This window comes from Pseudomonas sp. GLN_2 (assembly GCF_043106005.1).
Classification (GTDB): Bacteria; Pseudomonadota; Gammaproteobacteria; order Pseudomonadales; family Pseudomonadaceae; genus Aquipseudomonas; species Aquipseudomonas alloputida.
Map to the genome: position 1 here is coordinate 143,461 of NZ_JBICMC010000103.1, position 19,365 is coordinate 162,825.

Genomic DNA, 19,365 nt, shown 5'->3' on the forward strand with positions numbered 1-19,365 from the left:
CCTTGGCAGGCAGCAAGCGTCACACACTCGACCTGACCGAGTTCGCAATGATGGAGTGCAAGGTCGAGGCTCATTTATCATGGCGGCTGCCTTTACCATTGCCAAGGATACCTGCCATGAGCGCGCTTCAGTTCCGCACCCCCGTTCCCGCCGATGCCGAGCGTTGCTACGCCATCGAAATTGGCGCCTATGAAGGGGATGAGGCGGCCACGCTGGAGAAAATCCGCACGCGCATCACGCAATACCCACAAGGCTTCCTGGTGCTGGAAAGCGACGGCGAGATCGTGGGTTTCATCAACAGTGGCTGCGCCCACGAGGTCGTGATGTCCGACGAGGCCTTCAAAGAGCTGGTCGGCCATGACCCGGCGGCCGCGAACGTGGTGATCATGTCGGTGGTTGTAGACCCGACCCACCAGGGCAAAGGCTACGCCAAAGTGTTGATGAACGAATTCATCGGACGCATGCGTGCGGCGGGCAAGCAGACCATTCACCTGATGTGCAAGGAGCAGCATGTGGCCCTGTACCAGAAGCTGGGCTACCGATACGTGAAACCGTCGCCGTCGGACCACGGCGGCATGGCCTGGCATGAGATGGTCATGGACCTTTGAGTGGACATGACATCGTAGTGCGCGCTACCCGCAGCTTCTCTAGATGGCAGCGCAGCCCAAAGGGCTGCGCATGCCCTTCATTCAACCCGGCGACGCCGAGCTGATGCCTGGCCTCAAGTGCCACTGACCAGCTGATGGGCCAGCTGGTTGTGGCGTTCCAGTACGCGCGGCAGGTCGACGGTGGCCAGCTGGCCGTCTTTCACCACGACGCGGCCGTTGATCACGCTGGTATGCACCTGGGTCGGGGTGCAGAACACCAGTGCCGCCAATGGGTCATGGTGGCCGCCGGCATACGCCACATGGCCCAGGTCGAAGGCGACGAAATCGGCGACCATGCCCGGGGCCAGTGCGCCGATATCATTGCGGTTGAGCACTTTTGCGCCACCCAGGGTGGCTATCTCTAGCGCTTCGCGTGCGGTCATCGCGTCAGGGCCGAAGCCCACCCGTTGCAGCAGCAGGGCCTGGCGCACTTCACCGATCATGCTGGCGCCGTCGTTGGAGGCAGAGCCATCGACCCCCAGGCCCACCGGTACGCCGTGGTCGCGCATCTTGCGTACCGGGGCGATGCCCGAGGCCAGGCGCATGTTCGAGCATGGGCAGTGGGCGACGCCGGTGCCGGTGCGGGCGAACAGCTCAATGCCGTGCTGGTCGAGCTGCACGCAGTGGGCATGCCATACATCATGGCCGACCCAGCCAAGGTCTTCGGCGTACTCGGCAGGGGTCATGCCGAACTTCTCGCGGCTGTAGGCGATGTCGTTGACGTTCTCGGCCAGGTGGGTGTGCAGCGACACCCCATACTGGCGCGCCAGCACGGCGGCTTCGCGCATCAGGTCGCGGCTGACCGAGAACGGCGAGCATGGCGCAACCACGATGCGGCGCATCGAGCCGTGGCTGGCATCGTGGTAGTCCTCGATCAGGCGTTGCGATTCCTTGAGGATGTCGGCTTCCTTCTCCACCACCGCGTCAGGTGGCAGGCCGCCTTGGCTCTGGCCCACGCTCATGCTGCCGCGCGCGGCATGGAAGCGCATGCCGATCTCGGCAGCGGCGTGGATGCTGTCGTCGAGCTTGCAGCCGTTGGGGTAGATATACAGGTGATCGCTGGAGGTGGTGCAGCCGGACAGGATCAGCTCGGCCATGGCGGTCTGGGTCGACACCGCGATCATCTCGGGGGTCAGGCGCGCCCAGATCGGGTACAGGTTGGTCAACCAGTTGAACAGCTCGCCGTCCTGAGCGGCCGGTACCACGCGGGTGAGGCTCTGGTACATGTGGTGGTGGGTGTTGACCAGGCCTGGGATGACCACCTTGCCGGCCATGTCCAGAACCACATCGGCGTGTTGCGGCAGGGTTTCGCTGGGGCCGACTTGCTTGATCAGGTTGCCTTCGATGAACAGGCCGCCGTTCTTGATTTCGCGGCGTTCGCCGTCCATGGTGACCAGCAGTGCGGCGTTTTTGACGAGGAGCGTTTTTGCAGGGTTTGTAGATGACATGGTGCAAGCCTGCGCAATACGCATCGGCGATTGCCGATGTCATAGGCGCTCGGTATTGTAAGCAAGCTTTTTACTGATTGTATACAGCTCGAAGTGCCCGTGCCGGTCTCTTGACGGCTAGAGCCGCGAAGAGGCCGGCACGGGTTGCAGCCATGAAAGATCACACCGTCTCGCGGCTGCTCACACCCTCCAGCAACCGGGCAATCCCCAGCGGGTTAGCGTTTTTCAACGCATCCGGCAGCAGTGCGTCCGGGTAGTTCTGGAAGCACACCGGGCGCAGGAAGCGGTCGATGGCCAAGGTGCCGACCGACGTGCCGCGGGCGTCGGAGGTGGCCGGGTAAGGGCCGCCATGCACCATGGCATCGGAAACCTCCACACCGGTCGGGTAGCCATTGAGCAGCAAGCGCCCGGCCTTGCGTTCCAGCAGCGGCACCAGTGAGGCAAAGGCGCGCAAGTCGTCAGGTTCGGCAATCAGGGTGGCGGTCAGCTGACCTTGCAGGTGACGCAATGCTTCGGCCAGTTGCTGGGCATCGGCCACTTCAACCACCACGGTGCAAGGGCCGAACACCTCCTCCTGCAACAGCGGGTCGCCATTGAGCAGCAGGCTCACGTCGGCCTTGAACAACTGCGGCTGAGCCTGGTTACCCGTTTGCGGTTGGCCGGCCAGATGCTGGATACCCGGGTGCGCCAGCAGGTGCTGCACAGCGTTCTGGTAGCTGCGCAGGGTGCCCGCGTTGAGCATGGTCTGCGGGCCTTGGTCGGCCATGCGTGCCACCAGCGTTTGCAGGAAATGCTCGAAGTGTGGCGTCCGGATACCCACCACCAGGCCCGGGTTGGTGCAGAACTGCCCGCAGCCCAGCACCACCGAGGCGGCCAGCTCGGTCGCCACCTGCTCACCGCGAGCCTGCAGAGCCTGCGGCAGCACGATCACCGGGTTGATACTGCTCATTTCGGCGAACACAGGGATCGGCTGTGGGCGCGCTGCGGCCATGTCGCACAGGGCGCGGCCACCGCGCAGCGAGCCGGTAAAGCCGACCGCCTGGATGGCTGGGTGCTTGACCAGCGCTTCGCCCACACCGGCACCGTAGATCATGTTGAAAACGCCTGCCGGCATACCGCTGCTGGTCACTGCACGGTCGATGGCCGCGGCTACATGGGCTGCAGTGAGCATGTGCCCGCTGTGTGCCTTGAACACCACCGGGCAGCCGGCGGCCAGCGCCGAAGCGGTGTCACCGCCAGCGGTGGAGAAGGCCAGAGGGAAGTTGCTGGCGCCGAACACGGCCACCGGGCCCACGCCGATGCGGTACTGGCGCAGGTCCGGGCGCGGCAGTGGGGTGCGCTGGGGCAGGGCGCGGTCGATGCGTGCAGCGTAAAAGTCGCCACGCCGTACCACTTCGGCAAACAGGCGCAGCTGGTTGCTGGTGCGGCTGCGTTCGCCGCGGATGCGTGCTTCAGGCAGTGCGGTTTCGCGCATCACGTCCTGGATGAAGTCATCACCTAACGCGTCCAGTTCGCTGGCGATCGCGTCGAGAAAAGCAGCGCGCTGGTCCGGGCGGGTGCTGCGGTAGCTCGGGTAGGCCGCCTCGGCGGCCTGGGCGGCGGCCTCGACTTCGTCGCCGGTCGCCTGGTGGAAGGCGTAGGGCAGTGCTTCACCGGTATGGGCGTCGAGGCTGTGCAGCAGCACGTCACCGTGGCCACTGAGCTGGCCGGCGATGTGGTTCAGGCGGTGTTCGATGGACATTTCGTTTCCCGTTGGCAATGACAATCGTTGGTCAGGACTGTAGGGGGCGAACGGGGTGCTGAATAATGATTAATCCGGATCGGGTGATAACGAGCAGTTATCACCCGGGTTCTCGCGATGCCCTGCAGGAGCGGTCACGCAAGGCGTCAGGGCTCACTCGGCCATCTGCAACTCTGGCAGCTTCCCGCGCAACGCCCGGGTCAGCCCCAGTAGCACCAACAGGCCCAGGCCCATCCAGCACAGGCCGATGGTGAACGACAGGCTGGTCAGGCTGCTCCATAGCCATAGTGTGCTGAGAAAGCCCAGGCCGGGAATGGCGCCGTACAGCAGGCAGTTGCGGCAACCGCGCAGTTTCTGGTCAACCAGGTAGTGCTTGACCACCGCCAGGTTCACCGCCGAAAAGGCGAACAGTGCGCCAAAGCTGATCATGTTTGCCACGGTATCCAGGGTGATCACCAGGGCGATCAGCGACAGCAGGCTGACCACCAGGATGGCAGTGGCCGGCACGCGCTTTTTCGTCACCAGCTGGCCGAATGCCCGCGGCAATGCGCCGTCACGGCCCATGGCGAACAGTACGCGCGACACGCTGGCTTGGGACACCATGGCCGAAGCGAAGCAGCCGGCCCGTAGGTCGCGGTGAAGGCGGTTACCAGCAGCTCGCCCCCCACCCGGCGCATCACGTCGACCGACGCTGAATCCGGATCGGCGAAGCTGCCCCAATCGGGGAACACCATCTGTGCGCAATAAGACACCACCAGAAACAGCAGGCCGCCGATCAACGACACCGCCAGAATCGCCACGGGAATGCGGTAGGTCGGGTTACTGGTTTCCTCAGCCATGGTCGACACCGCATCGAAACCGAGGAACGACAGGCACAGCACGGCGGCGCCGGTCATGATCAATGGCACGCTGAAGCCTTCGTGGTGCAAGGGGGCCAGCAGCGACACCGACTCCGCCTGTCCGCTGAGCTTGAGAATGGACAGGGCGACGAAGACGATGATGAACACCAGTTGCACCACCACCAGGATCCAGTTGACCCGGGTGATCGACTCGATGCCGATCAGGTTGAGGAAGGTGACCAGGGCAATGGAGCCCGCCACCCACACCCAGGCATGGATGGTCGGGAAGTATTCCGACATGTAGATGCCGATCAGCAGGTAGCTGAGCAGCGGCAGAAAGATGTAGTCGAGCAGCAGTGTCCAACCGGTGATGAAGCCGATAGGGCTGCCGAAGGCCTTGCGCGTGTAGGTGTAGACCGAGCCGGAGTAGGGGTGGGCCTGGACCATGCGGCCGTAACTGTAGGCGGTCAGCAGCATGGCGGCGAGCGTGAGCAGGTAGGCGGTGGGCAGGTGCCCTTTGGTCATCTGGGTGACCAGCCCGTAGGTGGTGAATACGGCCAGGGGCACCATGTAGGCCAGGCCAAACAGCACCAGGGCGGTCATGCTCATGGACTTGCGGAAGCGGCCGGTGCTGGTGCCGGGTTGCGAGGGTGCATGCGGGGCGGGGCTATGGGCTGTACTTGTTGTTGTATGCATTGCTAACTCCTGAAAAGGGATGCAGGACACCGCGGCAGGCGAGCAGGCTCGCGACCGTTAGGTGCTGTGCAAGGAGGTCGAGCGGAAAGCTCGCAGCGCTGGGGCGGGTTGATGCTCCCACACCCTGCAGGTACCCGGAATCACCCTTTGGGGTGAGCGGCCACTGCCCTTGCCCGGCTCACCCCAAAGGGTGATTCCGGTGCCTGCAGCCCCGTGGGAGTATCTGCTCAACGACGCACCGCACTGGCGGCGGTGCCACTGAGAAGAAACGGCAGGCTTACAGTGACCAATCAATTGCTTTCAGCACAATGGTTCGAGCACCAGGCCAAGGTCACCGAGGCGATCGGCCGGCCGGGCTTTGCCGCCAGCCTGTTTGCTGCACTGGGTGTGATACGGCCGATCCAGGCGACCACGGTGTACCTGTACCCGCACGACGGCATGCCCTGTGCGCTGTTCGAGCAGGATGACAAGGCACCTTGGCAGCCCGAAGGCAATGTCAGCCGCTACCTGTCGGGTTACTACCTGCTTGACCCGTTCTACGGTGCTTGTGTGGAACAGGTCGAATCCGGCTGCTACGGCCTGTTCGAAGTGGCGCCCGATCACTTCGAGGTCAGCGAATACTACCAATCGTTCTACCGCCACTCGCACCTGGAGGATGAGCTCAACTACATCCTGCAGGTGGCGCCCGGGCAAAGCCTGGCGGTGTCGCTGGCCTTCACCGACAAGCTGGATGGGCAAAGCCGCACGCGGTTCGGGCTCATCACGCCTTGGGTGCTGGCGGTACTCGGCAAGCATTTTGCCGGGCTGGACAGCCGCGCAGGCCGCTTCGAGAACATCCTCGAGCAACGTATCCATGCCGCGCTGAACAACTTCGGCAGCTCGCTGCTGACCGAGCGTGAATGCCGTATCGCCCAGTTGATCCTGCGTGGTCACTCGACCAGGTCGCTGGCCGAGCGGCTGGGGGTGTCGGAAGACACCATCAAGTCGCACCGCAAGAACGTCTACGTCAAGCTCGACATCGGCACCCAGTCCGAACTGTTCTCCCTGTTCATCGACGCACTGGCCAATGCCCAGGGCGTGCTGGGCAAGGACCCGCTGGAAAGCTACATGGGCAAGCTGCGCTGAGCGCCAGCTGCCCTGCAACCCCACCGCAAAGGAAAACCAACAATGAACGCGCCTTTCGCCCCGCAACGCCAGACCCGTGACTACCAGGCAGCCGATGCCGCCCACCACATTCATGCCTTCCTCGACCAGAAGGCGCTGAACGCCGAAGGGCCGCGGGTGATCGTCGGGGGCGAACGCCTGCACCTGTGGGACAGCGAGGGCAAGCGTTACCTGGATGGCATGTCCGGCCTGTGGTGCACCCAGCTCGGTTATGGCCGTCGTGACCTGACGGCCGCCGCAGCCACGCAGATGGATCAGCTGGCCTACTACAACATGTTTTTCCACACCACCCACCCGGCGGTGATCGAACTGTCCGAGTTGCTGTTCAGCCTGCTGCCGGGGCACTACAGCCACGCGATCTACACCAACTCGGGCTCCGAGGCCAACGAGGTACTGATCCGCACCGTGCGCCGCTACTGGCAGGTGGTTGGCCAGCCAGGCAAGAAGATCATGATCGGCCGCTGGAACGGCTACCACGGCTCGACCCTGGCGGCCACGGCGTTGGGCGGGATGAAGTTCATGCACGATATGGGCGGGCTGATTCCGGATGTGGCACACATCGACGAACCTTACTGGTACGCCGAGGGCGGTGAACTGACCCCGGCCGAGTTCGGCCGCCGCTGCGCCCTGCAGCTGGAGGAAAAGATCCTCGAACTGGGTGCCGAGAACGTTGCCGGCTTCATTGCCGAACCCTTCCAGGGGGCTGGCGGCATGATCTTCCCGCCGGAAAGCTACTGGCCGGAAATCCAGCGTATCTGCCGCCAGTACGACGTGCTGTTGTGCGCCGATGAGGTGATCGGTGGCTTTGGCCGCACCGGCGAATGGTTCGCCCATGAATACTTCGGCTTCGAGCCCGACACCCTGTCAATTGCCAAGGGCCTGACCAGTGGCTATGTGCCCATGGGTGGCCTGGTGCTGAGCAAGCGCATTGCCGAGGCGTTGGTGGAACGCGGCGGGGTATTTGCCCACGGCCTGACCTATTCCGGCCACCCGGTGGCGGCGGCAGTGGCCATCGCCAACCTGAAGGCGCTGCGTGACGAAGGCATCGTGCGCCAGGTGAAGGACGACACGGGGCCGTACCTGCAGCGCATTCTGCGTGAAGTGTTTGCGGACCACCCATTGATCGGCCAGGTGCAAGGGGCCGGACTGGTGGCGGCGCTGCAGTTCGCCGAGCACAAGCCGACGCGCAAGCGCTTTGCCAACGAGAACGACCTGGCCTGGCAGTGCCGCACCTTTGGTTTCGAGGAAGGGGTGATCATTCGCTCGACCCTGGGCCGGATGATCATGGCCCCGGCCTTGATCGCCAACCACAGCGAGCTGGATGAGCTGGTGGAGAAGACCCGGATAGCCGTAGACCGCACGGCGCGGCTGGTCGGCAAGCTCTAAGCCTTCTGGGGGCGCTTCGCGCCCCGATCGCGACGCAAGGCCGCTCCCACAGCAATCGCGTCGCTTGCAGGGGCAACGCTGTTCTGGTGGGAGCGGCCTTGTGTCGCGATTGGGCTGCAAAGCAGCCCCGGCGATCCATCCGTGGGACGACGCCCCCATCCAAAAGATTGCTCCCATGCTTACCAGGAGTACACATGTATACCCTCGAATTCTGGCAACAGCGCGCTTCGGATCTGTACCTGCCATCCCAAGCGCTTATCAGCGGCAAACCCGTCAACGCTCAGGATGGCGCCACCTTCGCAGCCATCAACCCCGCCACCCACAACGTAATGGCACAGGTTACCGCCTGCGGCCAGGCCGAGGTCGACCTGGCCGTCGCCAGCGCCCGTCGAGCCTTCGAGCAAGGCCCCTGGCCGCGCATGGCGCCTGGCGAGCGCAAGAAAGTGCTGCTGCGCCTGGCCGAGCTGATCATGGCCCATCGCGAGGAGCTGGCCCTGCTGGACTCGCTGAACATGGGCAAGCCGGTGATGGACGCCTACAACATCGACGTGCCGGGTTCTGCCCATGTGTTCGCCTGGTACGGCGAGGCGCTGGACAAGCTGTATGACCAGGTGGCGCCCACTGCTGCCAATGCGCTGGCCACCATCACCCGCGAAGCCCTCGGCGTGGTCGCTGCCGTGGTGCCATGGAACTTCCCGCTCGACATGGCCGCCTGGAAGCTAGCCCCGGCGCTGGCTGCCGGCAACAGCGTGGTGCTCAAACCTGCCGAACAATCACCATTCTCGGCCCTGCGCCTGGCCCAGCTGGCGCTGGAAGCCGGTGTGCCGGAAGGCGTGCTGAACGTGGTGCCGGGCCTGGGCGAGCAGGCCGGGCAGGCGCTGGGCCTGCACCCGGATGTGGACTGCCTGGTCTTCACCGGCTCCACCCAGGTGGGCAAGTACTTCATGCAGTACTCGGCGCAGTCCAACCTCAAGCAGGTGTGGCTGGAGTGCGGCGGCAAGAGCCCGAACCTGGTGTTCGACAACTGCCAGGACCTGGACCTGGCTGCGGAAAAGGCCGCCTTCGGCATTTTCTTCAACCAGGGCGAGGTGTGTTCGGCCAACTCGCGGCTGTACGTGCAGCGTGCCATCCACGATGAGTTCATCGAGCGCCTGCAGGCCAAGGCTCGCCAGTGGCTGCCCGGTAACCCGCTGGATCCGGCGAGCCGCGCCGGGGCCATTGTCGATGCCGAGCAGACCGGCCGCATCGAGGCCGCCATCGTGCGTGCCGGGCAAGAGGGCGCGCAATTGGTGTGTGGCGGCCGACGCCTGACCGTCGAAGGTTCGGACAACTACATCGAGCCGACCATTTTTGCCGGTGTCGAGGGCCGCATGAGCCTGGCGCGGGAGGAGGTGTTCGGCCCGGTACTGGCGGTCAGCGCCTTCGACACGGAAGAAGAAGCCGTGCGCCTGGCCAACGACAGCATCTATGGCCTGGCAGCTTCGGTGTGGAGTGACGACTTCAACCAGGTGCACCGGGTAGCGCGGGCGTTGAAAGCCGGTACCGTGTCTGTGAACACGGTCGATGCGCTGGATGTGACGGTGCCATTCGGTGGGGGCAAGCAGTCGGGGTTTGGCCGCGATCTGTCGCTGCATTCGTTCGACAAGTATTCGCAACTCAAGACCACTTGGTACCAGCTGCGCGGCTGATGTATTGATCATTGACCGCGGCACTTCGCGGGCATGCCCGCTCCCACAGGTTCAGCACAAGTCTGAGGGTTGTGCTGGACCTGTGGGAGCGGGCGCGCCCGCGAAGAGGCCGTATCTGGCGCCGCAGCGGGACCCGGTTAGAAGTCCACGCTAGCCGAAAGCTGATAGGTCCGCGGCGCCCCCAACCCCAGGGTCTGGGTCAGTGGCACACCCCAGTAGTCCTTGTCCCCCAGGTTGGCGATGTTCGCTCGCAAGGTGACCGGCTTGTTGGCGACCTGGGTCACAAAGCGGGCGCCAACGTCGAAGATCGTGTAACCCGGAATCGACAGGCTGTTCTCGGCATTGATGTATTGCTTGGACTGTGAGGTCACGTTGCCGGTCAGGGTCAGCCCATCCAGGCCGGGGATGTCCCACTCCATGCCCAGTTTGCCCTGCACCTTGGGGTAGGCCGTGGCGGTCTTGCCATCGTTGGCACCGCCTGCGGTCTTGGTCAGCTTGGGGTCGACATAAGCCACGCCCCCCATCAGGCGCACGTCGGGCAGAGGGGCACCGAAGAAGCTCCATTCCACGCCCCGATTACGCTGCTCGCCACCGAACGAAAAGATGTTGGTGACCGGGTCGGTATAGCTGCCCGGGCGCTTGATTTCATACAGCGCCAAGGTGTGGCTGAAGGTGCCCAGGTCGAGCTTGAGGCCGATTTCCTTCTGTTTTGATTTGTACGGCGCGAACACGTCGCCATAGTTGGCAGCGGTGATCGGTGCGGCCGCGCCTTTGCTCAGGCCTTCGATGTAGTTGGCGTACAGCGACAGCTCATCGGTCAGCTTGAACAGGATGGCCCCGGCAGGGGTGGTGGCGTGGGTGTCATAGCCTGGTTTGTTGCGGGCACCGGTATTGGTGTTGTAAGTGTCGGTGACCACTTCCTGGCGACGTACGCCGAGGGTCAGCTGCACCCTGTCATCCAGCACCGACAGGGTGTCGGCGATGCCATAACTTTTCAGGTCGTTTTCCGTGTGGGCAATCAGTGGCCAGGCCTCCGATACCTTCGGGCCCCAGACAGGGTTGTAGATATTGGTCGTCCAGTTCGAGCCGGCGGCGCGGCGGCCGAAGTCCTTTTGCGTGTCGCTGTACTGGGTGGCGTTGACCGACCATTGGTGGTTGATGCCGAAGGTGTCGAAATGGCCACGCAGCCCCACCTCGGCAGAAGTCTTGTGGATCTCCATCTGCAACTGGCCCATCGCGGTGGTGAAATCACCGGCGCTGTTGTTCACCGTTGCTGTGAGTGCGCCGCTGTAGCGATAGTCCGTCTTGCTGGTGCCGACCGCGCCATAGGCCAGCAACTGGTCGTTCAGCTCGTACTCACCACGCAGGATGACGCCCTTGTCCTTGGTTTCCACATAAGCCCAGTCGGGGTTGAGCAGTGTGTCGTTTTTTGGCGGTTTGGGGACTGGTACCCCAGCGGCCAGGCCCATGCCGCGGTTCTGGCCGCTGAGGTGGTCGTCGGTATCGAACAGGTCGAGCGACAGCTTGCCACGTTCGCCACGCCAGTCCAGGGCCAGAGAAGACAGCACATTGCGCTGGCGTTGATCGTCGATGGCAGTGTCGCCGTCGCGGTACATGCCGTTGAAGCGCACGCCAAACTGGTTGCCCTCACCGAAGCGCCGGCCAACGTCGACATGGCCGCCAAGCTGGGCATCGGAAGCGTAGGTGGCGGTCAGCCGGGTCAGCGGCGTGTCGCCAGCGCGCTTGGGAATCAGGTTGACAATACCGCCCACCGAACCGCCGGGCGGCATGCCGTTAAGCAGCGCCGACGGGCCTTTGAGTACTTCGATGCGTTCGTACATTTCGGGTGAGGCGCGGTAGTAGGGGGCCATGCCGAACAGGCCATCGATAGTCATGTCACTGACGCTGGTCTGGAAGCCGCGGATCGAGTAGTTCTCGCTGTAGGTGCCGGTCAGGCCGTTGCTGAACACTGACGGGTCGGTGGCGGCGATAACGTCGGTGATGTCCCGGGCCTGCAGATCCTGAATGTAGGTGTCGGTGTAGCTGACGGTGCTGAACGGCGTTTCCATGAAGTCTTTGTTGCCCAGCAGGCCCACCCGCCCGCCGGTGGCCACCTGGCCGCCGGCATACACCGGTGGCAGTGGATCGGCAGCGCTGGCTTGGGCGTCGATCAGGGTGGCGGGCAATTCCGGGGCGGCGGGTTTTTCTTCAGCGGCCTCGTGGGGGTTGGCTGCGTCGGCGTGTGCGGCGATTGGCGCCAGTGTGCAGCTACCAAGGGCCAAGCCAATGAATACGGCATGTGCCAGCGGGGTGCGCGGCAGCGCAGGCAATGCCAGGGCAGGGGACGAGAGTGTGTGCAAGGTACGGATGGACACGCGATGGCTCCAGAGGGACAGATGGCGGGTTGTGTTTTTGCATTTAAAAAGCGAAGACGTAAGGCAAATGAGAATCACGTGCTAACGCAGTGGCAGGCATTTGCAAAAAGGCAGTGCCTAGTCCTGATAGCCCCTGATCACGTCATCCGCGATCAAAGCCAGTGAGGTCGGGCTGGCGGCCGTGACGTACCAGGCCTGCGGGTCGACGAACACCACGCGGCCGTGGTTCCAGGCGTTGGTCTGGCGCAGCAGGGGGTTGTCCAAGGTGTCTGCCGTCATCATTGGGCGGTGCTCCATGACGGCGGTGCGATCCACCACATAGAGGATGTCGGGGTTGGCCTGCTGGATGAACTCACTGGAAATCGGCTGGCCATGCAGGCCGGTATCCAGGGTAGTGGTGGCCGGCTTGACGCCCAGGTCATTGAAGATGAAGCCGTAGCGCGACTGCACGCCGAAGGCGCTGAAGGCGCCGTTGTTGTGCAGCACCACCAGGGCCCGCTCCGGGCGGTCGCGGGTGACGCTGCGCGCCTGGGCCAGCTTGGCCTCCAGTGCGTCAGCCTTGCGCTGGGCCAAGCCTTGCTTGCCGAACACCTGCCCAAGGCTGAGCAGGTGCTGCCTGACCATGGCGACATGCCCGGTTTCGCTGTCGCGATAGTCCACATCGAAGTGCAGGGTCGGCGCCATTTCGCTCAGTTCGTCATAGTGGTTGGCCTGCAGCGAGGTGATCAGGATCAGGTCAGGCCGCGCCGCATGCACCCGCTCTAGGTTGGGCTGCACGATCGAGCCGACATCTGCCGTTTGCCCGGCATTCTTATAGCGTGCAAGAAAGTCCGGCACGAAGTCCTTGGGCATGCCCGCCACGGGTACGCCCAACTGGTCGAGGAAGTCCACTTCGTTCATGTCCAGAGCCACCGTGCGCTGTGGCAGTTGACTGATCACTGTGGTGCCCAGTTTGTGCTGTACGGTTAACGGCGTGTAGTCGCCATGGCGCGTGGTGTTCGCCGGTGCCGCTGTGGCTGCCGTGGGCTCGTTGCAGCCGTGCAGGGCGAGGGTGGCGGCTAGCAGTAGCGCCAATGGCCAGCCGTTGGCGGGGTGGTTGCGGTTCATTGCTGTTCTCCGGGTGGGTTGAAGTAGTTGCACAGGCGGCCGCGCGCGCTGTGGGTGATGTCGAAATCCAGCCCGTACAGCGCGTGCAGCTGTCGCTCGGTCACAACCTGCTCGACGCTGCCGCTGCAATGCACACGGCCACCCTGCATGGCGACGATGCAGTCGGAGTAGGCGGCTGCAAAGTTGATGTCGTGCACCACCAAAATCACCGTGCGGCCGAACTCGTCGCACAGCCGACGCAGGGCGCGCATGATCTGCACGGCGTGGCGCATGTCGAGGTTGTTCAACGGCTCGTCCAGCAGCAGATAGTCGGTCTGTTGGGCGATGGTCATGGCCAGAAAGGCCATTTGCCGCTGGCCGCCGCTGAGTTCATCGAGGTAGGCCTGGCGCAGCGGCTCCAGGGACAGAAAGGCAATGGCCTGGTCGATGGCCCGACGGTCTGCAGCGGTGAGCGCACCACGACTGTAGGGGAAGCGGCCGAACGCGACCAGTTCGTCGACGGTCAGGCGCAGGTTGAAGTCGACCGACTGGCGCAGGGTGGCCACGCGCCGGGCATAGTCGCCGATGGCGATGCTGTCGATGCTTTGCCCGTCCAGGCGTATGTCACCGCTGGCAGGCGCCAGCAGCCGGGCCAGCATCATCAGCAAGGTGGACTTGCCGGCGCCATTGGGGCCGATCAGCGAGGTCAGCTGCCCGCGTGGGAAGCTGGCGCTTACCCCGCTCAACACCTCTTTGCTGCCATAGGTTTTGTGCAGGTCGTGGACAGTAATCATGCGGCTCCCCGGTTGCGCACCATCAGGGCGAGGAAGTAGGTGCCACACACCAGGTTCACGAGGATGCCGACGGTGGTCCTGTAGTTGAAGACATGCTCGACCAGCAACTGGGCGGCAATGAACACGGCAATGGCCACGGCGCTGCCGAGGGCCAGGGTGACCCGGTGGCGCAAGGTACCGGCCATCGCATAGGTGATGTTGGCGACGAACACGCCCATGAATGCCGTGGGCCCCAACAGGCTGGTCGACACCGCGACCAACGCTGCGATCAGCGCCAGCAGCAGGCGCACGTTGCGCCGGTAGTCCACGCCCAGTGAAATGGCCTGGTCGCGCCCGAGTGCCAGCACGTCCAGCACCGGTACGGCCCGGGCCAGCAGCACACACACGCCCGCCACCAGCACGGCCGAATACAGCAGCAACTGCGGCGATGCCCGGTTGAACGAAGCCTGGGTGTAGCCCAGCAGCATCGAGAACTCGCCGGGGCTGACTTTCAGCTGGACGAACTGGGTGAACGTGGCCATGACCATGGTCAGCACCAGGCCGACCAGCAGCAGGAAGTACACGTTGTTTTTGCCGTCACGAAACAGCCAGCGGTGCAGGGCCCAGGAGTAGCCGAGCATCAGTAGCATCGAGAGCAGGAAATTGCCGTCACTGCCGAGCAGGATCAGCCCCTGCACGCCCATGCCCAGCACCAGCAGCGCCTGCAGCAGCAGGTACACGGCTTCGTAGCCCATGATCGCCGGGGTGAGGATGCGATTGCCGGAAAGGGTCTGGAAGGCGATGGCGGAGCAGGCCACGCACACGCCACCGATCACCATGGCCGCCAGGCGCACAAGGCGCTTGGGGATGAGGTAGGCGAAATCCGCCCCAGCGTTGACGAACACGAACAGCGTCGCCAGAGCGACCACGGCCAGCCACAAGCAGTGTCGGCCTTTCATCGCTGCCTCCAGATGATCAGCCCGAGGAAGATCAGCCCGCCCAGGCCGCCTGCAGTCAGGCCGATGGGCACTTCGAACGGGTAGATCAGCAACCGCCCGAGCAGGTCGCAGACCAGCAGCAAGGCCGCACCGCCCAGCGCCACCAGTGGCAGGGTGCGGCGCAGGTTGTCGCCATGGCGCAGGGCGACCAGGTTGGGCACCACCAGGCCGACGAAGGGGATGGCGCCGACGATGATCACGCTGGCCGACACCGTCACTGCTACCAGCAGCAGGCCCACCGTCACGTTGGCGGTGTAGTTCAGGCCCAGGCTGGTGGCCATGCCTTCGCCCATGCCCAGCACGGTGAAGCGCTGTGCGTACAGGTAAGTGAGCAACACGATCGGTACAATCAGGTAGAGAATTTCGTAGCGGCCCTGCACCACCTTGGAAAAATCACCCAGTAACCAGCCCTGCATGCTTTGCAGCAGGTTGAAGCGGTAGGCGTAGAACTCGGCCAGCGCACTCAGCACGCCGCCGTACATCAGGCCGATGACCGGCACCAGCACCGCGTTGCGGGTGCGTATGCGGCGGATGAGGGCGACAAACAGCAGGCTGGCGGCAAAGCACACGGCCAGTGCGAACAGCATGCGCAGCAGTGCCCCGGCCGCGGGCGCCAGGCCCAGCGACAGCAGGATGCCCAGGCGCGCGGCATCGAGCCCGCCGGTGGTGCTGGGTTCAACGAAACGGTTGCGCACGATCTGCTGCAGGATCACACCGCATACCGCCAGCCCGACACCCACCAGTATCAATGCGGCCAGCCGTGGCAGGCGGCTTGCGGTCAGGGTCAGCCAGGCGTCGCCTTGCAGGGTAAGCAGCTGAGACCAGGCCAGCTCACGAACGCCGACAGTCAGTGAGGCCGCGCACAACACCAGGAACAGGATGAGGCATGCAACACGCATCAGTCGTGTTCCACCCTCGGTGCCCCGATGCGCCAGCCGTTGGCGGCGTGGCGCTGTTCGAGCATGCGTGCATAGTGCCCGCCATTGGCGCGCAGTGTGGCCGGTGTGCCTTGTTCGACAACCTGCCCGGCGTCCAGCACCACGATATGGTCGGCCATGGCCACGGTGCTGAGCTGGTGTGCGATGACCACCAAGGTGCAACGCCCATGCAGGCTGTGCAGCGTCTGGGCAATCACGGCCTGGTTCTCGGCATCAAGGGCGGCGGTGGCTTCGTCCACCAGCAGTACTGGTGCTTGCCTGATCAGCGCACGGGCAATGGTCACACGCTGGCGTTCGCCACCGGAAAGCTGCGCACCACCTTCGCCCACGGACGTATCGAGGCCCCCGCGCAGCCGTTCGAGGGTGTGTCCCAAGCCGGCCATGTGCGCCGCTTGCAGTACCTCGGCGTCGCTGGCATCGGGTTTGCCGATACGGATGTTGTCGGCGATGCTGCCCTGGAACAGCCAGGTGTCCTGCAGTACTTGGCTGACTGTGTCGGTCAGGCTGGCGCGGGCCATTTGCCGCACGTCGACGCCGCCAATGCGCACACTGCCGTCGGTGGTATCGAAGAACCGTGCAATCAGGCGCATCAGTGATGTCTTGCCTGAGCCCGAGGCGCCGATGACGGCGGTCATGCTGCCTGCCGGGATGTGCAGGTTCACGTTTTGCAGCACGTCGGGCCCGGTGGGATTGTAGCGCAAGCTCACCCCTTGCAGGTTGATTGCGCCGCCCACCGGCCGGTGGGGCGAGGCGGGTTCTGGCAACGGCTTGGCTGCCAGGATCCGTTCGATTTCCTGCAGCTGGCCATGGGCCCCGCGCAGGATCTCGACATGGCTGGCCACGTCCTGCAGCGGGTCGATGAAGCGGCACACCAGCACCAGTGCCACGATCACCGCAACTGCGTCCTGCGCTTGGCCACCCGCCTGATCGCCGAACCACAGGCCGGCGGCCACCAACAGCGCGGCAAATGTTGCCTGCACGGCCCAACTGTTGAGCAGTGCTGACAGCGAAGCACGAATGATCAGGCCCATGCCGCTGCTGCGCTGGCGCTCCAGGCTTTGCGCCAGCAACCGTGTGCCCCCAGCCTCCCCATTGAAGGCCCGCAGCACCGACTGTGCCTGGGCGAACTCCACCATACGCTGGCTGGCGGCGGCGAAGTGCTGGTGAAAGGCGTGATCGGCCCGGCGCCCCAGGCGTGCGCTGAACAGCAGCACTGCAGCCAGTGCCGGCAGCGCTAGCAGGGCGACAAGCCCCAGCGGCGGGTGCAGGATGAACAGCGCAACCAACAGCACCAGCGGCGTGACGCTGCTACTGATCAAGGGCGTGAGCACATGGGCCGGCAGTTGGGCCACAGCCATCGTGCCCTGGGTGATCACATGCCCGAGCCGCGCGGTGTTGTCAGGGGTGAACCAACCCAATGGCAGCTGTGCTACCTGGGCGCCAATGTGCTGGCGGCCGCCTTGCAGCACCGCTACCGCCAAGCTTATGCCGGCCTTTTCCACCTGGCGTCGCCAGGCCCAGCACAGCGTCATGCCGGTGGCCAGCACGACCAACCAGGCACTGGCAGCGTGTATTTCGCTGTTCAGCAGGTGCAGCATGAGCGGCGCCAGGGTACTGATGGTCAGGCCACTGAATACCCCGTACAGCACGGTCATCAGCAGGTAACGGCGCCAGGCCGGGGCGCATTCGCCCAGCAGTCGAACGAAGGTTTTCAGCATGCTGGCAGCGCCTTTTTCACGGTGTCCTGATAACCACCCTGCGCCCACAGCCGTGCATAAAGGCCTTGGCGGGTGAGCAATTCGCTGTGGCGCCCTTGTTCACACAGGGCGCCTTGGTCCAGCACCAGGATCTGGTCGGCATGCATCACCGTGTCCAGCCGGTGGGCGATGACCAGTAGGGTGCGACCCCGGGCGAAACGCGACAGGGCATCCTGGATCGCCGCCTCGCTCTCGGCGTCGGCGGCTGCGGTGGCCTCGTCCAGTACCAGCACGGGCGGGTCGAGCAGCACGGCGCGAGCAATGCTCAGGCGCTGCTGTTCGCCCCCGGACAATTGCGCGTCTTCGCCCACCACCGAGTCATAGCCACGCGGCAGTTGCAGGATGCGTGTGTGAATGTTGGCCAGGCGCGCAGCCGCTTCGACTTGTTCGCGGGTTGCAGCCGGTTTGCCCAGGGCGATGTTGTCGGCCACGCTTGCATGGATCAGCCGCACCTCCTGCAGCACGAAACCTATGCGTCGGTACAGTTCGCGGCTCTCGATCTGCCGCAGGTCGACGCCACCCAGGGTGATGCGCCCGGCGTCTGGATCGAAAAACCGTAGCAGCAGGCGCGCCAGGGTCGACTTGCCGGCGCCAGAGGGGCCGACGATGGCGGTCGTGGTGCCGGGGGCCAAGGTGAAGCTGACGTCATCGAGCACGTTGTTGCCGGGGGCGTAGGCATGGCTCAGTTGCTCCACGCGCAGTTCGCTGCCGTTGGGCAGGCTGCCAACCGCAGGGGCCGGCAGCACCGGGGTGTCCAGCAGGACCTGCACCCGCTGGGCCGCCCCCACCGCGTTGTTGAGGTCGTGGGTAATGTAGTGCAACAACTGTAGCGGCGCGCACAACCCAGGTGTGACCAAGGCAAAGGGCAGTATCTGTAGCGGCTCTATCCAGCCCAGGGCCACGAACGCCATGCCTGCCAGCAGCACCACACCCACTACCGTCACCGGCGCGATCAAGGCATTGGCCCGTGCCATCGCCGCAACCAGTGGGCGGGTGAAACCGATGAAGGTGTTGGCAAAGGCATCGACCGCTGCACGGTAGCGGTCCTGCGCGTTGCCGCGCCCGCCGAATGCTTTGACCAGCGGCATGCCATTGACGAACTCGACCACCGCGTTGTCGATGCGCGCCATGCCCGCAACCACATCACCCATATGCGCTGCGCTGGCCTTGATGGCACGGTGCAGAAACAGGAAGAACGCCGGGAAGGGCAGCAGCACGACCACGGCAAGGCGCCAGTCCATGGCGAACAGGTAGGCCACGGAAATCAGCACGGCGCCCACGGTGCGGCCCAGTGTGGTGAAAAAGTGCGCGGTCAGGCTGTGCAGTGTGCCGATGTCGTCCTGCATGGCCCGTTTCACTTCGCTTGATGCCCGCTCGCTGAACCAGCCGAGCGGCACTTGCATCAGGCGCTGGCCGATCGCCACGCGCAGGTGATGGGTGATGTGGTTGTCGGCCTGGTGCGCCAGCATTTCGGCTGCGGTGATCAGGGTCATGCCAGTGAACAGGCTGGCGATGCTGGCTGCGATGGCCCGGCCAATGGCGCCCGATGTGGCTGTTTCGCTCAACGCCAGGTGTGCGATGTGCGCAATGCCTGCCAGCGGTACCAAAGCCAGCATCGAACCCGCAGCAGCCAGCACCGCCGACAGCGCCAGCCGCCCGCGAATGGGGGAAAGCACACGGCTGAGCGGGCTGCGGGCTTTGTTTGTTGAAGGGGCGGCATCGTCAAGGGGCGTTGATGAATCGGACATGAAGCGGGCCTGGAAAGCTGCAAATTAATTAGTTGCATGACTATAAACTAATTTGCGAAAACCCGACAAGGCAGCTACAAG

Annotated in this window: 13 protein-coding genes and 1 pseudogene; 4 read left to right on the forward strand and 10 right to left on the reverse strand. The window is 64.2% G+C overall.

The features are described from left to right. The first annotated feature begins 116 nt into the window (after nt 1-116). The gene (locus ACF8Q6_RS25590; protein WP_392494360.1) at nt 117-608 is read left to right on the forward strand and encodes a GNAT family N-acetyltransferase; all 492 of its coding nucleotides are present in this window, start codon (nt 117-119) and stop codon (nt 606-608) included. 113 nt (nt 609-721) lie between these two features. Here the strand turns inward: ACF8Q6_RS25590 and ACF8Q6_RS25595 are convergent, their stop codons facing one another. From ACF8Q6_RS25595 to ACF8Q6_RS25605, 3 genes and pseudogenes are all read right to left on the reverse strand, one after another. After that, nucleotides 722-2,095 (reverse strand): 8-oxoguanine deaminase, encoded by a 1,374-nt coding sequence (locus tag ACF8Q6_RS25595; RefSeq protein ID WP_017147710.1) that lies wholly within the window; start codon nt 2,093-2,095, stop codon nt 722-724. Nucleotides 2,096-2,255: 160 nt separating this feature from the next. After that, the gene (locus ACF8Q6_RS25600; RefSeq protein ID WP_392494361.1) at nt 2,256-3,836 is read right to left on the reverse strand and encodes an aldehyde dehydrogenase (NADP(+)); all 1,581 of its coding nucleotides are present in this window, start codon (nt 3,834-3,836) and stop codon (nt 2,256-2,258) included. A gap of 153 nt (nt 3,837-3,989) precedes the next feature. Continuing rightward, nucleotides 3,990-5,371: pseudogene (locus tag ACF8Q6_RS25605) on the reverse strand (APC family permease). A 282-nt stretch (nt 5,372-5,653) separates the two neighbouring features. Here ACF8Q6_RS25605 and ACF8Q6_RS25610 point away from each other — a divergent pair. The 3 genes from ACF8Q6_RS25610 (at nt 5,654) to ACF8Q6_RS25620 (ending at nt 9,609) form a co-directional block, all read left to right on the forward strand. Next, nucleotides 5,654-6,496, forward strand: coding sequence for a LuxR C-terminal-related transcriptional regulator (locus tag ACF8Q6_RS25610; RefSeq protein ID WP_392494362.1), 843 nt, complete (start codon nt 5,654-5,656; stop codon nt 6,494-6,496). 42 nt (nt 6,497-6,538) lie between these two features. Next, nucleotides 6,539-7,921, forward strand: coding sequence for an aspartate aminotransferase family protein (locus ACF8Q6_RS25615; RefSeq protein WP_003250846.1), 1,383 nt, complete (start codon nt 6,539-6,541; stop codon nt 7,919-7,921). 194 nt (nt 7,922-8,115) lie between these two features. After that, nucleotides 8,116-9,609 carry an aldehyde dehydrogenase gene (locus ACF8Q6_RS25620; protein WP_392499680.1) on the forward strand — a complete coding sequence of 498 codons (1,494 nt, stop codon included), beginning with the start codon at nt 8,116-8,118 and terminating at the stop codon, nt 9,607-9,609. Nucleotides 9,610-9,746: 137 nt separating this feature from the next. On the opposite strand, the gene ACF8Q6_RS25625 is transcribed toward ACF8Q6_RS25620, so the two are convergent. The 7 genes from ACF8Q6_RS25625 to ACF8Q6_RS25655 form a co-directional block, all read right to left on the reverse strand. After that, complete coding sequence (locus ACF8Q6_RS25625) at nt 9,747-11,984, reverse strand: TonB-dependent receptor (protein ID WP_392490180.1); 2,238 nt, start codon at nt 11,982-11,984, stop codon at nt 9,747-9,749. A gap of 117 nt (nt 11,985-12,101) precedes the next feature. Further along, on the reverse strand, nt 12,102-13,091 hold the full coding sequence (locus ACF8Q6_RS25630; RefSeq protein WP_392490181.1) for a siderophore ABC transporter substrate-binding protein: 990 nt from the start codon (nt 13,089-13,091) through the stop codon (nt 12,102-12,104). After that, entirely contained in the window at nt 13,088-13,864 is a 777-nt protein-coding gene (locus ACF8Q6_RS25635) for an ABC transporter ATP-binding protein (protein ID WP_064491494.1), read from the reverse strand. The genes ACF8Q6_RS25630 and ACF8Q6_RS25635 overlap by 4 nt, the downstream gene beginning before the upstream one ends. Further along, nucleotides 13,861-14,802 (reverse strand): iron chelate uptake ABC transporter family permease subunit, encoded by a 942-nt coding sequence (locus tag ACF8Q6_RS25640; protein ID WP_392490182.1) that lies wholly within the window; start codon nt 14,800-14,802, stop codon nt 13,861-13,863. Before ACF8Q6_RS25640 ends, ACF8Q6_RS25635 begins: the two co-directional genes overlap by 4 nt. Further along, the gene (locus tag ACF8Q6_RS25645; RefSeq protein WP_392490183.1) at nt 14,799-15,740 is read right to left on the reverse strand and encodes an ABC transporter permease; all 942 of its coding nucleotides are present in this window, start codon (nt 15,738-15,740) and stop codon (nt 14,799-14,801) included. Before ACF8Q6_RS25645 ends, ACF8Q6_RS25640 begins: the two co-directional genes overlap by 4 nt. Then, on the reverse strand, nt 15,740-17,497 hold the full coding sequence (locus tag ACF8Q6_RS25650) for an ABC transporter ATP-binding protein (RefSeq protein WP_392490184.1): 1,758 nt from the start codon (nt 17,495-17,497) through the stop codon (nt 15,740-15,742). The genes ACF8Q6_RS25645 and ACF8Q6_RS25650 overlap by 1 nt, the downstream gene beginning before the upstream one ends. Continuing rightward, a complete protein-coding gene (locus tag ACF8Q6_RS25655; RefSeq protein ID WP_392490185.1) occupies nt 17,491-19,284 on the reverse strand; it encodes an ABC transporter ATP-binding protein in 1,794 nt (597 codons plus the stop codon). The genes ACF8Q6_RS25650 and ACF8Q6_RS25655 overlap by 7 nt, the downstream gene beginning before the upstream one ends. Nucleotides 19,285-19,365: the final 81 nt, after the last annotated feature.